Origin of the sequence: Sphingobium algorifonticola, from assembly GCF_004005485.1 — a bacterium.
Classification (GTDB): domain Bacteria; phylum Pseudomonadota; class Alphaproteobacteria; order Sphingomonadales; family Sphingomonadaceae; genus Sphingobium; species Sphingobium algorifonticola.
Map to the genome: position 1 here is coordinate 397,000 of NZ_RZUL01000003.1, position 15,915 is coordinate 412,914.

A 15,915-nucleotide genomic window follows, 5' to 3' on the forward strand; every position below is an offset into this window, starting at 1 on the left:
ATGATCGGGGGTTTACGGGCGCCCCGGTCAGGCATCCGGCGCAACAGATTCCAGCCCCTCCGCCGTCACCCGGCGATAGAAGCAGCTCGTCTCACCGGTATGGCATGCCGGACCCGCCGGGCGCGCGATCACCCACACGGCATCCTGGTCGCAATCGATGCGGATATCCTCGACATGCAGCAGATGGCCGGACGTCTCGCCCTTTTTCCAGAGACTTTGGCGACTGCGCGACCAGAAATGGGCGATGCGCGTCGCGACAGTCAGGTCCAGCGCCTGCGCATTCATATGCGCGAGCATCAGCACCTGCCCCGTCGCAACATCCGTCACGACCGCCGTAATCAGTCCGTCCGGCCCATAGCGCGGATCAAGGGTCAGGCCTGTCTCACGGTCTATACTGTGGTCGCTCATCGCCTCGCTATAGAGGCGCGGTGCCGGTTATTGCAATGTCGGCGACGACACCTGCGAAACGCGCTGCAAGGCGACGCCGTCGCAGTCCGGCGCACCGCAGGCACAGGGGTTGAGCGCATAACGCACGCCGCACAGGATCAGTTGATCGTCGTCGAATGCATAATTGGATATGCCGGACCGCTCGATCTTTTCCACTGCCCGCGCCTTCAACGACATGCATGCCTCCGCTCGACTCGCACCGAAAGTCCATGTTGCAGTGCACAATGTCAACCATATGATCGCATTGTGGTTCCATCATCCGTCGGGTTTGGCGTCCGGCAGTGGCGAAGATGCGACAACCGCCTTGCGAGCGGCCTATGCCCGACCCATATCGCCCGCATGAACGAACAGCATTCGCACGCCATGCCTGTCTGGCACGGCACCACCATCCTTTCCGTACGCAAAAATGGTCATGTCGTCGTTGTGGGCGATGGTCAGGTCAGCATGGGCCAGACCGTCATGAAGCCCAACGCCCGCAAGGTCCGCCGCCTGCATGACGGATCGGTCATCGGCGGCTTTGCAGGCGCGACGGCTGACGCCTTCACATTGTTCGAACGGCTCGAAGCCAAGCTGGAACGCCACAATGGCCAGTTGATGCGCGCCGCCGTCGAACTGGCGAAGGACTGGCGCACCGACAAATATCTGCGCAACCTTGAAGCGATGATGATCGTGGCGGACAAGGACATCACGTTGATCCTGACGGGCAACGGCGATGTGCTCGAACCGCTGCATGGCATCGCGGCGATCGGATCGGGCGGCAATTACGCCCTGTCCGCAGCCCGCGCTCTGGCGGACTATGAAGCCGATGCCGAAGTGCTGGCGCGCAAGGCCATGGCGATCGCCGCCGACATCTGTGTCTACACCAACGATCAGCTCACCCTGGAAAAGCTCGATAGCGTGGCCTGATCTGCTCCTCCGTTCGTGCCGAGCGAAGTCGAGGCACGTTCGCTCCAAGACCCTGTCCCTCGACTTCGCTCGGGACAAACGGATATAAAATCATGAACGACGCCCTCACCCCCAAAGCCATCGTTACCGCGCTTGACGCACATATCATCGGCCAGACGGACGCCAAGCGCGCCGTTGCCGTTGCGCTGCGCAATCGCTGGCGGCGGCAAAAACTCGATCCCGCGCTGCGCGACGAAGTGACGCCGAAGAATATCTTGATGATCGGCCCGACCGGCTGCGGCAAGACGGAGATCAGCCGTCGCCTGGCGAAGCTCGCCGACGCGCCCTTCGTGAAGGTCGAGGCGACCAAGTTCACCGAAGTCGGCTATGTCGGCCGCGACGTGGAGCAGATCGCGCGCGATCTTGTCGAGGAAGCGGTGCGGCTGGAGCGCGACCGTCGCCGCGAGTCCGTGCGCGAAGCGGCGTCCGAAGCGGCGATGTCGCGCCTGCTCGATGCGCTGACCGGCAAGGAAGCGAGCGAGGCAACGCGCCTTGCCTATCGCAACCGCGTCGAAAGCAACCAGATGAACGAGGCAGAAGTGGAGATCGAAGTGTCCGATGCGCCGTCGATGCCCATGGAAATCCCCGGCATGGGCGGACAGGTCGGCATGATCAACCTGTCCGACATGATGAGCAAGGCGTTCGGCCAGGGGCAGAAGAAGCGGCGCAAGATGCGCGTACCCGAAGCCTGGGACAAGCTGGTGGAAGAGGAGCAGGACAAGCGGCTCGATCAGGACGACGTGGCCCGCGTGGCCCTGCACAATGCCGAACAGAACGGCATCGTCTTTCTGGACGAGATCGACAAGATCGCCGTCAGCGACGTGCGCGGCGGCTCGGTCAGCCGTGAAGGCGTGCAGCGCGATCTGCTGCCGCTCATTGAAGGCACGACCGTGGCCACCAAATATGGCCCGCTCAAGACCGACCATATTCTCTTCATCGCGTCGGGTGCGTTTCACGTCGCCAAGCCCAGCGACCTCCTGCCGGAACTGCAGGGTCGCCTGCCGATCCGCGTTGAACTCAAGGCGCTGAGCGAGGACGACTTCGTCGCCATCCTGTCCGACACCAAAGCGTCACTTGCCGAACAATATCGGGCGTTGCTGGCGACCGAGGGGCTGACGATCGACCTGACGCCTGATGGCATCCGCGCCGTCGCGAAGATCGCCGCCGAAGTGAACGAACAGGTCGAAAACATCGGCGCCCGCCGCCTTCAGACCGTGATGGAAAAGCTGCTGGAGGAAGTCAGCTTCGATGCAGACGACCGCGCCGGGCAGACACTGGTCATCGACGCGGCCTATGTCGGTCGGCAGCTTGACAGCATCGCCCGCAATACGGACCTGAGCAAATATATCCTCTGACGGGCGGGTGGCGCTATTTGAGACGATCGAGCAGCGCGACGACATCGGCGTTTGACGGCCTGATCTTATAGTCCGTCTCGACGACCTTCGCCTTCACCCGGCCGTCCGGTCCGACAAGCAGGATGGTCGGATAGGGCACGCCGTTCGCATAGCTGCTGCTGTCATAGCGGGGATCACGCAGCTTGAGCGTGTCGATCAGCCTGCTGCCGCCATCGCTGTAGAGCGGAAAGCCCAGCGTCTCGGCCTTCGCGAACTTGTCGAGCACGGCGGGCGCGTCATAGCTGATGGCGGCCATCGCGATGCCTCGGCTGCGGGCGGCTTGCGCAACGTCCGTCAGGGACTTGAGCTGCGCCTTGCAATAGGGGCACCAGGCCGCCGACCGGAAGAAAACGATCAGCGCCCCTTTCCGCCCCTTCATTTGGGCAAGGGAGACAGGCTTGCCCGCGGTGTCGCGCACCACGGCCTTTGCGGGGAGCGGCGCACTTACTGCGATCCCGATGCCGCGCCCCGCCGCCTCGGCCTTTGCGAGGCTCGCGGTGTCAGCGGATGCGCCGCCGGTGCCGCTGAACGATAATGCCAGAACCAGCGCAATATGCCGCGCCCAAATCCCTTTATTGCCCACCATCCGTAACGCCCTCTGCATCGACACCTTGCGGCAGCACGACTGCGGACCAGCTTTTGTCCGCAACCAGATACTTCTTCGCCAGGGTTTGCAGGTCGGTTACAGTGACGGACAATATGTCGCTGCCCAGACTTCGGGTAACGTCGATATAACGGGAATCGCGCGTCGATCCGGCGACCTGCTGCATCCAGAAGGCGTTGCCCGTGCTCGCGCGCGCCAACAGTTGCCGCATGGGCTGCACCGCCCGCTGCAACTCATCGTCGCTGGGGGGCCGCGCTACCAGATCGGCTGCGGTGTCCTTGATCATCTGGAAGAAATAGCCGACCTTTTCCGGCCTGATCTGGCTATTCACCAATATGTAGCCGCCGCTGTCATAGGAAAAGGGCCAGCTGTTCTGGACGCTTGGCGAATAGGCCGCGCCATCGATCGACCGCATCTTCTCGAACAGGCGGTCGTTGAAAATCTGCGCCAGAATCTCGAGCTGGCGGCTTTCCTTCGCCAGCGCAAAACCGCCGGATGTCGGCCATGCCATTACCGCTGCGGCCTGATCCTTGTCGCCCAGATGACGCAGCACGACCGGCTTTTCATTATGTGCCGGAAAGCGGATGAGGCGGTTGGCGGGGGGCACGGGCTTGTCAGCGCGCTTCGGCAGGGCGCCAAAGGTCGCCGCGACCTGCGCGATTGCGTCCTCGGCCTTCACCTGCCCGAAAATCTGCACTTCGATCGGGCCGGAGGCCAGGATCGGCTGCCACGTCGCGCGGAAGGCTTTGGGCGTCAGCGCCGCGATCTCCGTCTTGTCGGGGGTGCGGTAACGCACGTCCTTGTCACGCAACAGCCAGCCAAGATCGCGCCCGAGCACCGCGTCGGCGGAGGTCGAAAGCGTATCATAAGCCGCCGTCATACCCGCCTTCACCCGCGCGATCGGTGCCGGGTCCCATCCGGGATAGGCCAGCTTCGTCGCGAACAGGCGAAGCTGGTCGGCATAGTCCGCCGGACGCGTGACTGCCGCCATCTGGAACGCATCGTCGTCGATCGAAAAGTCGAACCCCAATCGACGGCCGTTGGTCAGCTCGTCCAGCTCGCGCTGCCCGAGCTTGCCAATCCCGCTCGCCACCAGCGCATAGCCCGCCGCCCAGCTTGCGACGGGCCTGGTCGGGGAAAAGTCCTGCTGGCCATGGCCGAAACGCACGGTGATCCGCACCTTTTCCGGCTCGGCATCATTGGCGAACAGCACCAACTTTACGCCGTTGGCAAAGGTGATGGTTTCGAGCGCGAGAACGCCGACCGGCTCGCGCGACACGACCTTGCCCGGCGCGCCGAGCTTCGGCAGGTCCGCCATGGTCACGGCCTTTTCCTTCAGCCGCACGCCCTGCGCCGCCGCCACCGGTGCCTTCAGCGCAGCGTCCAGCCGGGCCTGCGCATCGGGCTGTGCCGCAGGCAAAGTCAGCAGCGCGCGCGACACGTCGGCGGTGAACAGCCGCTGTGTCGATTGCAGCAGCTTTTCGGGCGTCATGGTCGCCTTCGCACCCCGAAAAATGTCGAGCGCCGCCTGCGGACTGACCACAGTCTCGCGAATGTCCACGGCGTTGACGAGGTCCCAGGCCTGCTTTGAACCGGCTTCCGTCCCTGCATTTTCCACCTGAATGGCAAGCGCGGTGTCAAACTGCGCATATTCGCGCGCTATCTCTGCGGCGGTCGGCGCGATCGTCTTGGCATCCTCGATCACGGCGCGCACGTCGGTCAGCGCCTTGGCCCAGTCATCACCGATCGGCATGATGCTGATGAACGTGCCATCCACCGAACGCGCGACGTCCTGCTGCTCGACATTCGCCTGCAGGAAGCTGCCCCCTGCTCGCGCCGCCTGCTCCAGCCGCCGGTTGATGATCTGGAGCGCCAGCACATCGGTCAGCTTGTTCTGGTTGTAGACAATCGTATCGGCGCGTGGCCGCCAGGGCCGCAGAAAGGCGTAGCTGATCCCCGTCGGCACCCCCGGCTCGACGATGACGCCAGCGGCAGGTCGCGCGGGATCGGGATCGCCGAAATCGGGCGCGGGTGCGCCCTGTCCTGCAACGGTCCATGCCGTGAAATGCTTCGCGATCAAAGCCTCGGCCGTCGCCGGATCGATATCACCGGCGATCGAAATCACGGCGTTTTCAGGCCGATACCAGCGGCTGTGGAATGCCTCCATCCGCGTGGCGGTGGCGGCGTTCAATGTTGGCGTGGTGCCGATCGGCGTCCGGTTTGCCATCCGTTGCCCGGCGAACAGAAAGGCGCGGGTGCCGTCGCTGACGCGCGAACCGGGGCCTTCGCCTTCGCGCTTTTCCGCCAGGACGACCGCCCGTTCGGCATTCACCGATGCATCGACGATATTGGGATCGGTCATCATGCCCGCCAATATCTTCATGCTTTCGTCCAGCCCCTGCGGTGTCGCCTGCGGCAGGTCCAGCGCATAAGTGGTGCCGGTCGCGGTCGTCTGCGCATTGCTGTCGCTGCCGAAGGTCACCCCCAGCCGCTGCCAGATGCGCTTGGATTCGCCGTCGGGTACGTATTTGGACCCGCGAAAGGTCAGATGTTCCATGAAGTGGGCGTAACCCAGTTCGTCAGGCTCCTCCATGAGCGCACCGGCATCGATGCGCAGCCGGATCGCGACCTGGCCCGGAGGCACGCCATTGCGCCTGACCGCATAGCGCAGGCCATTGGGCAATATGCCGAAATGCCACGCGGGATCGATCGGGACATCGCTGTTCTCATACAGCCAGGGCCGCGTCTGCGCGCTGCCCGTCGCCGACGATGATGCCGCCGTGGTGGCCGTGTCCTGTGCCTGCGCCGGAAGCGGCAGGCCCGTCAGCAGCAAGGCGAGGACGGAAAGCGAAGTGGCGGAGCGCCGGAGGGATATTGTCATATCCCGCCAGCGTAGCGCGCTTTTTCTGAATGACCACTGACAAAGCTATCGAGGACCATTCCGTTTCCGGTCATTCCCCAAAGCATGTTCGGTTCCCCCTCCCCAGCCGTTCGGTTCGAGCCTGTCGAGGACTAGTTGTCGACAGACGCATCTCGACAGGCTCGATGCTGCTCGAAACGAACGGCTTTGGGAGATTGGCCAGATCAGTCTTACCGACCGCCGACCCTTTGCACGGCGCCCTTGTGTGCGCCCACGCCGTTGCGGTTGCGGGGACGAAACGGCCGCTTCGCCGGTCCTGTGGCATCGCCGCCTGCGCGATGACCGCGGTCGGCCCCGCCCCGGCCCTGATCGCCACGCCCATGCGCGCTGCGACCATTGCCACCTTCGCTGCCCTTCTTGGGCGGCGCGGGCTTGGGCAGGTTGCGAACCGCTTCGGCGAAGTTTTCGGGCAGCGGCGCTATTTCACAGCGTACCCGCGTCACTTTCTCGATGGCTTTCAGATACTGCCGCTCGTCATCCGCCACGAAGCTGATGGCGATGCCTTCCGCCCCGGCGCGGGCCGTACGGCCGATGCGGTGGACATATTGCTCGGCCACATTCGGCAGTTCGAAGTTGATGACATGGCTGACGCCCGACACGTCGATACCGCGCGCGGCGATATCGGTCGCGACGAGCAACTTCACCTGCCCCGCGCGGAACGCCTGCAACGCCGCGGTGCGCTGACCCTGGCTCTTGTTGCCATGGATAGCGGCCGCCGGGATGCCCGCCCCTTCAAGGAAACGTACGACCCGATCTGCCCCATGCTTGGTACGGGTAAAGATCAGCGCCCGCTCGATCGGCTCGTTCTTGACCGTGATCGTCAGCAGCGCCTGCTTTTCCGCCTGATTGACATAGGTCGCATATTGCTTGACGCGCTCGGCCGTGGTCGATTGCGGCGCGACTGACACTTTGACCGGGTCGACCAAGAACTGGCTGCCCAGATCGGCAATGGCCTTGGGCATGGTGGCGGAGAAGAACAGGCTCTGGCGCTGCTTGGGCAGCATCTTGTCGATGCGCTTCAGCGGCTGGATGAAGCCCAGGTCCATCATCTGGTCGGCTTCGTCGAGCACGAAGATTTCGACATGGCCAAGGCTCAGCGCGCGCTGCTCGATCAGGTCAAGCAGGCGTCCGGGTGTCGCCACCAGAATGTCGATGCCGCCACGAAGCTGGTTGATCTGCTTGTTGATGGGCACGCCGCCGAACACAGTCGCAACGGACAGCTTCATGAACCGGGCATAATCGCGGAAGCTGTCGGCAATCTGCGCCGCCAGCTCGCGCGTCGGCGAGAGCACCAGCATGCGGCACCCCTTCTGCGGCGTCAGCTTCGGGTTCTGATGGAAATAGTCGAGGCTGGGCAGCGCAAACGCGGCGGTCTTGCCGGTGCCGGTCTGGGCGATGCCGCACAGGTCGCGGCCGTCCATCAGCGCGGGAATCGCCTGCGCCTGAATCGGCGTCGGCACGGTGTAATTCTTGGCGGCAAGCGCCTGCAGGATAGGCTCGGCAAGGCCGAGTTGCTGGAAAGTTGTCAAAATGATGTACTCACAGTGGAGCGTCGCGCCCTGGTCATTGCGACACGCAATGCGGGCACGAGGCGGGTTACGAAACGACCCGCGTGAAAAGGGAAGCCTCAGGCAAAGCGCAGGTCATTGGCCGGTCCTTTGCTCTTCGGGAGCTGGGACGATCACGCTACCAATCGCTACGGGGTCATAATGACCCGGATGCTGCGCTGCATCGCCGCTAGACCTAATCACCAAATAATGCAAGAAAATTACGCAGAACGTCAAAAGCCCGCCACGTGCGATCAGCAGGCGGCGGGCTTGATGCGCGTTGGCATCGCGCGGTTCAGAGCTGCAATTCGGCGTGCTGCCCTTTCATTTCGGACTTCACATCGCCACCGATCAGCAGCTTGAACATCCCCTTCAGCGAGATGTCCGCCGACCATATTTCGGCGTCGCCAAGGTCGAACCGCAACATCAGAAGGTTGGGATCGTCGCGCCCGCCTTCATACCAGGCGGCGACATCTTTGGACCAGTGCGCATCGATTACGCGCGCGTCGGTTTCCTCGACCAGATTGCCCGATATGCATGCAAACAGATGATGATCCTTGCCGGCGAACTGCGCCATCGCCGGACCGCCCGATGCCAGACGATTGTCGCGTGAGGTATAGAACCAGAAGGCGCTGTCGGCATCGCGGTCAAGCTGCGCCGTCATCGGCACGCTATGCTGATGCCCCGTGCCATCCGCGGCATGTGCGCCAGTCAGGCCGACCATCAGGAACGGGCTGTCGGCCAGCGCGGTCCAGAACTTGTCCTTGATCATATTCGTGTCGGTCATGCCGCACTCTCCTTGTCGTTGTCCGGTTTGTGGTAAGCACCTGACGCGCAGGCTAGTTCCCTTTGGACGGCCGAAAGAAAAGCGCGCTTGATCTCGATCATTTCCCGCCCCACATGGCAGTGATGCTGATAGAGACAGAAACCACACCGAATCCGGCCACCTTGAAGTTTTTGCCGGGGCAGCCGGTGATGACCAGCGGCACCCGCGATTTCGCCGACGCCGATGAAGCGGAAGCATCGCCGCTCGCGGCTGCGCTGTTCACGCTGGGCGATGTGGTTGGCGTATTCTTCGGTTATGATTTCGTGTCCGTCACGCTGGCACCGGGATCGCACTGGCCCGATGTGAAGCCGGACGTGATCGGCATCCTGCTCGATCATTTTTCGGCGGACATGCCATTGTTCCACGGCACCGCGTCCGGCTTTGCCGTGCCTGCGGACGAAGCGTTCGAGGATGATCCTGCCGATGCGGAGATCGTCGCACAGATCAAGGAACTGATCGAAACCCGCGTGCGTCCTGCCGTGGCCAATGACGGCGGCGACATCGTCTACCGCGGGTTCGACAAAGGCAAGGTGTTCTTGAAGATGCAGGGCGCCTGTGCAGGCTGCCCATCATCCTCCGCGACGTTGAAGCAGGGCATCGAATCGCTGCTCAAACATTATGTTCCTGAAGTGACTGAAGTCCGCGCAGTCTGATAACGGTTGCGCCGCACACTCATTTCACAGCCGTTACCCGTCCAATCATAGCTAGGGGAGTTTACGACATGGCCGACGCTTTGCCGCAGGAGGCTCTCGACCAGATTTTCGTGCAGGCCCGCAGCTACAACGGCTATTTCGACAAGCCGGTTCTGGAAACCGATCTGCATGCGATCTGGGACATGATGAAATGGGGGCCGACATCGGCCAACCAGCTGCCGGCGCGCCTCATATGGTGTGTAAGTCAGGAATCGAAGGATAAGCTGGCGGCGCTGTCATCCGGCACGAATGGCGACAAGATCCGCAAGGCCCCCGTCACGGTCATCATCGGCATGGACGAGAATTTTCACGAACATCTGCCCGAACTATTTCCGCCTGCCGATGCGAAATCATGGTTTGACGGCAATGAAGCCTTGCGCAAGGCAAGCGCATTTCGCAATTCCAGCCTGCAAGGGGCCTATTTCATCATTGCCGCGCGGGCGCTCGGTTTCGATACCGGGCCGATGTCAGGCTTTGACAATGCGGCCGTCGATGCTGCCTTTTTCGGCGACACGCCTGCCGTCAAGTCGAACTTCATTTCGACGCTCGGCTATGGCGATCCTTCGACGGTCCACCCGCGCCTGCCGCGCCCGGCATTTGGCAAGTTCAACCGGATCGATTAACGGCCGTAACGACCGGTAAGGCGGGAAGGCTTGATGAGGCGCGGCAGTTGCGGACCCTGGTGATAGAAACGGCGACGCAGGCGCTCTCGCTTGCGTTGCTGGACGATGATGTCGTGAAAGCCGCCGCTCATGAGGCAGTCGGGCGTGGTCATGCGGAAAAGCTCGTTCCCGCCATTGCCGCACTGCCCGGCGGCGGGCGCGCCGATGCGATAGCCGTCGACGTGGGTCCGGGCAGTTTCACGGGTGTGCGTATCGGCCTGGCGGCAGCGCGGGCACTGGCGTTCGCCTGGAATGTCCCGATCACCGGCTACAGCGCGCTGGCTTTGGTGGCGGCTGCGGTGTGCCGGGAGCATGCTGTCGGACAGGATATTGTGGTGGCCATGACCGGCGGCCATGGCGAACTGTTCTGGCAGCGTTTCGATTGCGCCAAGGGCACCGCAAGGACTGACCTTGCCTCAACACCGATCGAGACGCTGGCCTCCATGATCGATGATGCCCGCGTGTACGGCAGCGGCGCTGCAAGCCTGATCGCTGCGCGCGGCCATGGCCAGGCGATCGATGCGGACGTCCGGGCGACCGACTATATCCTGCTCCGCCCCCATGAGCGGCATTTGCCCGTCATGCCCTTGTATGGACGCGGCGCCGATGCCCGGCCGATGGCGGATGGTCCGCTTGCACCCGTGCGATCGTGATCCACGGCCTCGTCCTTGAGCGGCACGAGCAGAGTGACCGCAAGGCGCAGGCCGCTGCCATGTCGGTAATGGACAAGGCGTTCGATCCGGCCTTTGGCGAGGCCTGGAACCTCTCGCAACTCGCCGGGATGATGGCGATGCATGGCAGCTGGCTTACGCTCGCAAAGCTGGATGCTGCGGTCCTCGGCTTTGCGCTCGTGCGGTCGATCTTCGACGAGTCGGAACTGCTCCTGCTGGCGGTCGATCCGGGCTGGCGCGGTCGCGGGATAGGATCGGCGCTGTTGAACGATTGTATCGCATTGGCACGTACGCGCGGCATCGCCATGATGCATCTGGAAGTACGCGCGGATAATATTGCGACAAAACTCTACAAGAATACAGGGTTCTTGCACGTCAATACCCGTCCCGATTACTATCGCGGAAATGATGGAAAATTGCGTGATGCGTTAAGCTATCGACTGGATTTGTGATTTATCCGCCTATTCACCTTGAAACTGTGAAACCGTGGTACTATTGGCAACTGACCTGCTCCGCACCATAATTCTGGACAGGGTCGCTGGATAAATCTCGGGAGTTGCATGATGGAAGAACAAAATGCCCAGTCGGAAATGCTCATTACGTTGACATCCGACATTGTTGCCGCGCATGTTTCGAACAACAGCGTGGCCGTCTCTGATCTTCCCGTTCTGATCCAGAATGTTTACGGCGCACTCGCCGGACTTTCGGTGGTGGCCCCTGTGCCCGAAGTGAAGCAGGAACCTGCGGTCTCCGTCCGCGCCTCGATCAAGCCCGACTACATCGTCTGCCTGGAAGACGGCAAGAAACTCAAGATGCTGAAGCGGCATCTGATGACGCATTATCAGATGACGCCGGATGACTATCGCGCCAAATGGGGCCTGCCTGCGGATTATCCGATGGTCGCGCCCAACTATGCCGAACAGCGCCGTACCCTTGCGAAGAAGATCGGCCTGGGCACCAAGCGTCGCCGTCGCGGGGCCGCGAAGTAATCGTCACGATCAACCCGCAAAAGAGGGGCGCAGCCATTTCGCTGCGCTCCCTTTCGCATCTGCGATAAATTGGCTAGGCTTGCTTCATGCATCCCTTGAATCGCAAAGCAGGCCGTCATGAACCGCAAAATTGATGTCGAGGCCCTGTGCGCCGAAAAAGGTCTGCGCATCACCGAGCAGCGCCGCGTGATCGCGCAGGTGCTGTCCGATGCAGAGGATCATCCCGACGTCGAAAAGCTGCATGCCCGCGCCGCGGCGATCGATCCGGGTATCTCGATTGCGACCGTCTACCGCACGGTGCGGTTGTTTGAGGAAGCGGGGATATTGGAGCGGCACGATTTCGGCGACGGCCGCGCGCGTTATGAAGCCGCCCCGGAATCGCACCACGATCATCTGATCGACGTGGAAACCGGCAACGTCATAGAGTTTGTCGATCCGGAACTGGAACAGTTGCAGCGGATGATTGCCGCAAAGCTAGGCTTCCGCCTCGTCGATCACCGGATGGAACTGTACGGCGTCGCCATCGACCGAAAGAGCTGAATTGCAGACGCTGCCACTGGCGGCGCGCTTTCGCCGCACCCGCCGCATCGCGGCACTGCTCGACGTACTGCTGCTGTGCCTGATACCGCATCTGTTGTGGCGCCTTCTGCGTCTGCGGTCCCCCTGGCCGCGCATTTTTCTGCGCCTTGCGACTTTCGCCGTAGGCGCGCGGACACGCATCATCGGCACACCGCTGCGCAAGGACGTGTTCTTTGTCGCTAATCACTTGAGCTGGATCGACATTCTGGCAATGGGTGGCGTCACCGGCACCGCCTTCGTCTCGAAAGACGACGTGGGGGACATGCCGCTCGTCGGCTGGCTCGCCCGCCAGAACAACACGCTCTTCATATCGCGCACTCGCCGCCAGGATGTGCGCGAGCAGGCAGAGACATTGCGTGCCGCTCTCGCGGGGCATCAGCCGGTCACGTTGTTTCCCGAAGGCACCACGGGGTTCGGCCATGAACTGCTGCCGTTCAAGCCCGCTCTGCTCTCGGTGATGTTGCCACCCCCGCGCGATCTTCGGGTGCAGCCGGTCTACATCGATTACGGCCCGGCGGCGGCGGACATTGCCTGGCACGAACCCAGCCTTGCGGACAACGCGCTGCGCCTGCTGACGCGGCCGGGCACGCTGACCGTGACGCTCCATTTCCTGGCGCATTTCGATCCACGGGACTTTGCCGATCGTAAGGCCCTTGCCGCCGAAAGCAGAAAAAGGATCGCGGCGTGTCTGCCGCCTATCGCCACCCCGCCCGGCACTGTATAGCCGGGGGGATGAATCGCCCCCTTTTGCCCAGCAAGCACGTTCCTGCCGTCCGCATTTCCGGCACGCCCGCAACATTCCACGTCAAGTCGTTCGGCTGCCAGATGAACGTCTATGACGGCGAGCGCATGGCCGAAATGCTGGGTGCACAGGGCATGACGGCCGCGACGGGTGCCGACAGCGCCGATCTGGTTGTTCTGAACACCTGCCATATCCGCGAAAAGGCGGCGGAAAAGGTCTATTCCGACATAGGCCGTCTGCGGCGGGAGGATGGCACGCGCCCGATGATCGCCGTTGCCGGCTGCGTGGCGCAGGCCGAGGGAAGCGAGATATCGCGCCGCGCGCCGAGCGTCGACATCGTCGTCGGCCCCCAGGCCTACCACAATCTTCCTGCCCTGATCGGCAAGGCTGTGCGGGGGGAAGTGGCGCTCGATACCGACATGCCGGCCGCCTCCAAGTTCGGCAGTCTGCCCGACCGACCAAAGCAACCGCGCCCCATGGCCTTTCTGACCATTCAGGAAGGCTGCGACAAGTTCTGCACCTATTGCGTGGTGCCCTATACCCGCGGCGCGGAAATCAGCCGCCCATGGTCCGCCATCCTCGACGAGGCGCAGGCACTGGTCGACGGCGGCGTCCGGGAAATCACGCTGCTCGGCCAGAATGTCAACGCCTGGCAGGGCACCGACCCGGCCGGAAGAACACAAGGCTTCGACGGGTTGATCCGCGCGCTCGCTGCGCTGCCCGATCTGGCGCGTATCCGTTACACCACCAGCCACCCCAATGACATGACCGAAGGCCTCATCGCGGCCCACGCCGAAGTGCCAAAGCTGATGCCGTTCCTGCATCTGCCGGTGCAATCGGGCAGCGACCGCATCCTGAAGGCCATGAACCGCAATCACAGCGTGGAGAGCTATCTCGCCATCCTCGAAAAGGTCCGCGCAGCGCGCCCCGATATTGCCCTGTCGGGTGATTTTATCGTCGGATTTCCCGGTGAGACGGACGCCGATTTCGAAGCGACCATGGCGCTGGTCCGCGATGTGGGCTATGCCATGGCCTACAGCTTCAAATACAGCGCCCGCCCCGGCACGCCCGCTGCCGACATGGCCGACCATATCCCCGCAACCGTAATGGACGCGCGTTTGCAGCGGCTTCAGGCCCAGCTCAACGCCGATCAGATCGCCTTCAACAGCCGCGCCGTCGGGCAGTGCGTCCCCATTCTCCTCGAACGCGAGGGCCGCTATCCGGGCCAGCGCATCGGCAAGACTCCCTGGCTGCAATCGGTGCATGTGACGGCGCCCGATTATGCGCTGGGTGACATGATCGACGTAGACATCACGGCGACCGGGCCGAACAGCCTGGCGGGTGACCTGAAGAAAAGGATTGCTGCTTGAGCGAAACCGCCCGGAGGAAACCCTGATATGGCCAAGAAGCACCACGCCCGCGCCGAACCCGGCGAGCGCGCCCGGCTTGAAGTGGTCTTTGAGCGATCGGACCTCCTTGGCACGCTGTTCGGACAGTTCGACCAGAATCTCGTGGCGATCGAAAACCGCCTCGGCGTGTATATCGCCGCGCGCGGCAATCGCCTGCAGATCGAAGGCATGGCGGAAGCCGCCGCCCGCGCGCGCGATGTCCTGACCGGTCTCTACAACCGTATCATAGAGGGGCAGGCGATCGATACCGGCGCTGTCGAGGCCGTGATCGCGATGTCGGCGGAACCGACGCTGGACGGCATCATCCGCCACGATGTCGCCGAACCGCCCAAGGTGATGATCCGCACACGCAAGAAGACGATCGTGCCGCGGTCGCCCACGCAGATCACCTATATGGAGGCACTGTCACGCCATGATGTGATTTTCGCGCTCGGCCCGGCCGGCACCGGCAAGACATATCTCGCCGTCGCCCAGGCCGTCAGTCAGCTTATTTCCGGCAGTGTCGACCGGCTCATCCTGTCGCGTCCCGCGGTGGAAGCGGGGGAGCGTCTGGGTTTCCTGCCCGGCGATATGAAGGACAAGGTCGATCCCTATCTGCGGCCACTGTATGATGCGCTGTACGATACGTTGCCGGCCGAACAGGTCGAACGGCGCATCGCCTCGGGTGAAATCGAAATCGCGCCGCTGGCCTTCATGCGCGGCCGGACGCTCGCCAACGCCTTCATCATCCTCGATGAAGCCCAGAACACCACCATCGCGCAAATGAAGATGTTCCTTACCCGCTTCGGCGAGAACAGCCGGATGGTCATTTGTGGCGACCCCAAACAGGTCGATCTTCCGCAACCCGGCGCGTCCGGCCTGGCCGATGCGGTGGCGAGGCTTGAAGGCGTGGAAGGCATCGCTGTCGTCCCGTTCGGCATTTCTGACGTGGTGCGCCACCCCGTCGTCGGACGCATTGTCCAAGCCTATGAGGGGCCAGATGCTTGACGTCGCCCTCATCCGTGAAAGCGCCGATTGGCCGGGCAACGTGGACTGGGACGGGCTGTCACTGGCCGCGGTGACCACCGCGATTCGCCACAGCCTGAACGCGGATTTTGAAACCCAGGCCGCGACCTACGAGATCGCCGTGAAGCTGACCGACGACGACGAGGTCCAGTCGCTCAACCAGGCCTATCGCGGCAAGGACAAGCCAACCAATGTGCTGTCCTTCCCGATGGTCCAGCAGGATTTGCTGGAAGCGACGGCCAATACCGACGACGGCGAAGTCCTGCTCGGCGACATTGTGCTCGCGAGCGGCGTCGTGGCCGCAGAGGCTGCCGAAAAGGGCGTCAGCATCGCCGATCATGCGACACATCTGATCGTCCACGGCACGCTGCACCTTCTGGGCTATGACCATATGAACCCGGTGGATGCGGAAGCCATGGAAGCGTTGGAAATACGCGCACTTGCCTCTATGGGCCTTCCTGACCCATATTCGGAACATTAACC

18 protein-coding genes are annotated in these 15,915 nt (G+C 62.7%); 12 read left to right on the top strand and 6 right to left on the bottom strand.

Going from position 1 to position 15,915, the window contains the following annotated elements:
* Nucleotides 1–27: 27 nt before the first annotated feature.
* Nucleotides 28–408 carry a phosphoribosyl-AMP cyclohydrolase gene (hisI, locus tag ENE74_RS10975; protein ID WP_127690972.1) on the bottom strand — a complete coding sequence of 127 codons (381 nt, stop codon included), beginning with the start codon at nucleotides 406–408 and terminating at the stop codon, nucleotides 28–30.
* A gap of 27 nt (nucleotides 409–435) precedes the next feature.
* The gene (locus ENE74_RS10980) at nucleotides 436–624 is read right to left on the bottom strand and encodes a hypothetical protein (protein ID WP_127690973.1); all 189 of its coding nucleotides are present in this window, start codon (nucleotides 622–624) and stop codon (nucleotides 436–438) included.
* Nucleotides 625–810: 186 nt separating this feature from the next.
* Here ENE74_RS10980 and hslV point away from each other — a divergent pair, with 186 nt between their 5' ends.
* Together hslV and hslU are read left to right on the top strand one after the other, a co-directional pair.
* Nucleotides 811–1,353: an ATP-dependent protease subunit HslV gene (hslV, locus tag ENE74_RS10985; RefSeq protein WP_206517697.1), complete on the top strand. Its 543-nt coding sequence runs from the start codon at nucleotides 811–813 to the stop codon at nucleotides 1,351–1,353.
* A gap of 92 nt (nucleotides 1,354–1,445) precedes the next feature.
* A complete protein-coding gene (gene hslU / locus ENE74_RS10990; protein WP_127690975.1) occupies nucleotides 1,446–2,747 on the top strand; it encodes an ATP-dependent protease ATPase subunit HslU in 1,302 nt (433 codons plus the stop codon).
* 13 nt (nucleotides 2,748–2,760) lie between these two features.
* Here the strand turns inward: hslU and ENE74_RS10995 are convergent, their stop codons facing one another.
* From ENE74_RS10995 to ENE74_RS11010, 4 genes are all read right to left on the bottom strand, one after another.
* A complete protein-coding gene (locus tag ENE74_RS10995; protein WP_164847452.1) occupies nucleotides 2,761–3,372 on the bottom strand; it encodes a peroxiredoxin family protein in 612 nt (203 codons plus the stop codon).
* Nucleotides 3,359–6,271 (bottom strand): M16 family metallopeptidase, encoded by a 2,913-nt coding sequence (locus ENE74_RS11000; RefSeq protein WP_127690977.1) that lies wholly within the window; start codon nucleotides 6,269–6,271, stop codon nucleotides 3,359–3,361. The genes ENE74_RS10995 and ENE74_RS11000 overlap by 14 nt, the downstream gene beginning before the upstream one ends.
* 209 nt (nucleotides 6,272–6,480) lie before the next feature.
* Nucleotides 6,481–7,839, bottom strand: a complete 1,359-nt coding sequence (locus ENE74_RS11005) for a DEAD/DEAH box helicase (protein WP_127690978.1) — start codon at nucleotides 7,837–7,839, stop codon at nucleotides 6,481–6,483.
* Nucleotides 7,840–8,152: 313 nt separating this feature from the next.
* Nucleotides 8,153–8,644 (bottom strand): pyridoxamine 5'-phosphate oxidase family protein, encoded by a 492-nt coding sequence (locus tag ENE74_RS11010; protein ID WP_127690979.1) that lies wholly within the window; start codon nucleotides 8,642–8,644, stop codon nucleotides 8,153–8,155.
* A 122-nt stretch (nucleotides 8,645–8,766) separates the two neighbouring features.
* On the opposite strand from ENE74_RS11010, the gene ENE74_RS11015 reads away from it, so the two are divergent.
* From ENE74_RS11015 to ybeY, 10 genes are all read left to right on the top strand, one after another.
* Nucleotides 8,767–9,336, top strand: a complete 570-nt coding sequence (locus ENE74_RS11015; RefSeq protein ID WP_127691179.1) for a NifU family protein — start codon at nucleotides 8,767–8,769, stop codon at nucleotides 9,334–9,336.
* A 68-nt stretch (nucleotides 9,337–9,404) separates the two neighbouring features.
* A complete protein-coding gene (locus ENE74_RS11020; protein WP_127690980.1) occupies nucleotides 9,405–9,998 on the top strand; it encodes a malonic semialdehyde reductase in 594 nt (197 codons plus the stop codon).
* Nucleotides 9,999–10,045: 47 nt separating this feature from the next.
* The gene (gene tsaB, locus ENE74_RS11025; protein WP_127690981.1) at nucleotides 10,046–10,690 is read left to right on the top strand and encodes a tRNA (adenosine(37)-N6)-threonylcarbamoyltransferase complex dimerization subunit type 1 TsaB; all 645 of its coding nucleotides are present in this window, start codon (nucleotides 10,046–10,048) and stop codon (nucleotides 10,688–10,690) included.
* Nucleotides 10,687–11,160, top strand: a complete 474-nt coding sequence (gene rimI, locus ENE74_RS11030; RefSeq protein ID WP_127690982.1) for a ribosomal protein S18-alanine N-acetyltransferase — start codon at nucleotides 10,687–10,689, stop codon at nucleotides 11,158–11,160. Before tsaB ends, rimI begins: the two co-directional genes overlap by 4 nt.
* 111 nt (nucleotides 11,161–11,271) lie before the next feature.
* Nucleotides 11,272–11,697, top strand: a complete 426-nt coding sequence (locus ENE74_RS11035; RefSeq protein WP_127691180.1) for a Ros/MucR family transcriptional regulator — start codon at nucleotides 11,272–11,274, stop codon at nucleotides 11,695–11,697.
* A gap of 117 nt (nucleotides 11,698–11,814) precedes the next feature.
* Nucleotides 11,815–12,237 carry a Fur family transcriptional regulator gene (locus tag ENE74_RS11040; protein WP_127690983.1) on the top strand — a complete coding sequence of 141 codons (423 nt, stop codon included), beginning with the start codon at nucleotides 11,815–11,817 and terminating at the stop codon, nucleotides 12,235–12,237.
* A 1-nt stretch (nucleotide 12,238) separates the two neighbouring features.
* Nucleotides 12,239–13,000 carry a lysophospholipid acyltransferase family protein gene (locus tag ENE74_RS11045; RefSeq protein ID WP_241241944.1) on the top strand — a complete coding sequence of 254 codons (762 nt, stop codon included), beginning with the start codon at nucleotides 12,239–12,241 and terminating at the stop codon, nucleotides 12,998–13,000.
* An 8-nt stretch (nucleotides 13,001–13,008) separates the two neighbouring features.
* Entirely contained in the window at nucleotides 13,009–14,388 is a 1,380-nt protein-coding gene (miaB, locus tag ENE74_RS11050) for a tRNA (N6-isopentenyl adenosine(37)-C2)-methylthiotransferase MiaB (RefSeq protein WP_127690984.1), read from the top strand.
* Between the two features lie 27 nt (nucleotides 14,389–14,415).
* On the top strand, nucleotides 14,416–15,414 hold the full coding sequence (locus ENE74_RS11055) for a PhoH family protein (protein ID WP_127690985.1): 999 nt from the start codon (nucleotides 14,416–14,418) through the stop codon (nucleotides 15,412–15,414).
* Nucleotides 15,407–15,913, top strand: a complete 507-nt coding sequence (ybeY, locus tag ENE74_RS11060) for an rRNA maturation RNase YbeY (RefSeq protein WP_127690986.1) — start codon at nucleotides 15,407–15,409, stop codon at nucleotides 15,911–15,913. The genes ENE74_RS11055 and ybeY overlap by 8 nt, the downstream gene beginning before the upstream one ends.
* Nucleotides 15,914–15,915: the final 2 nt, after the last annotated feature.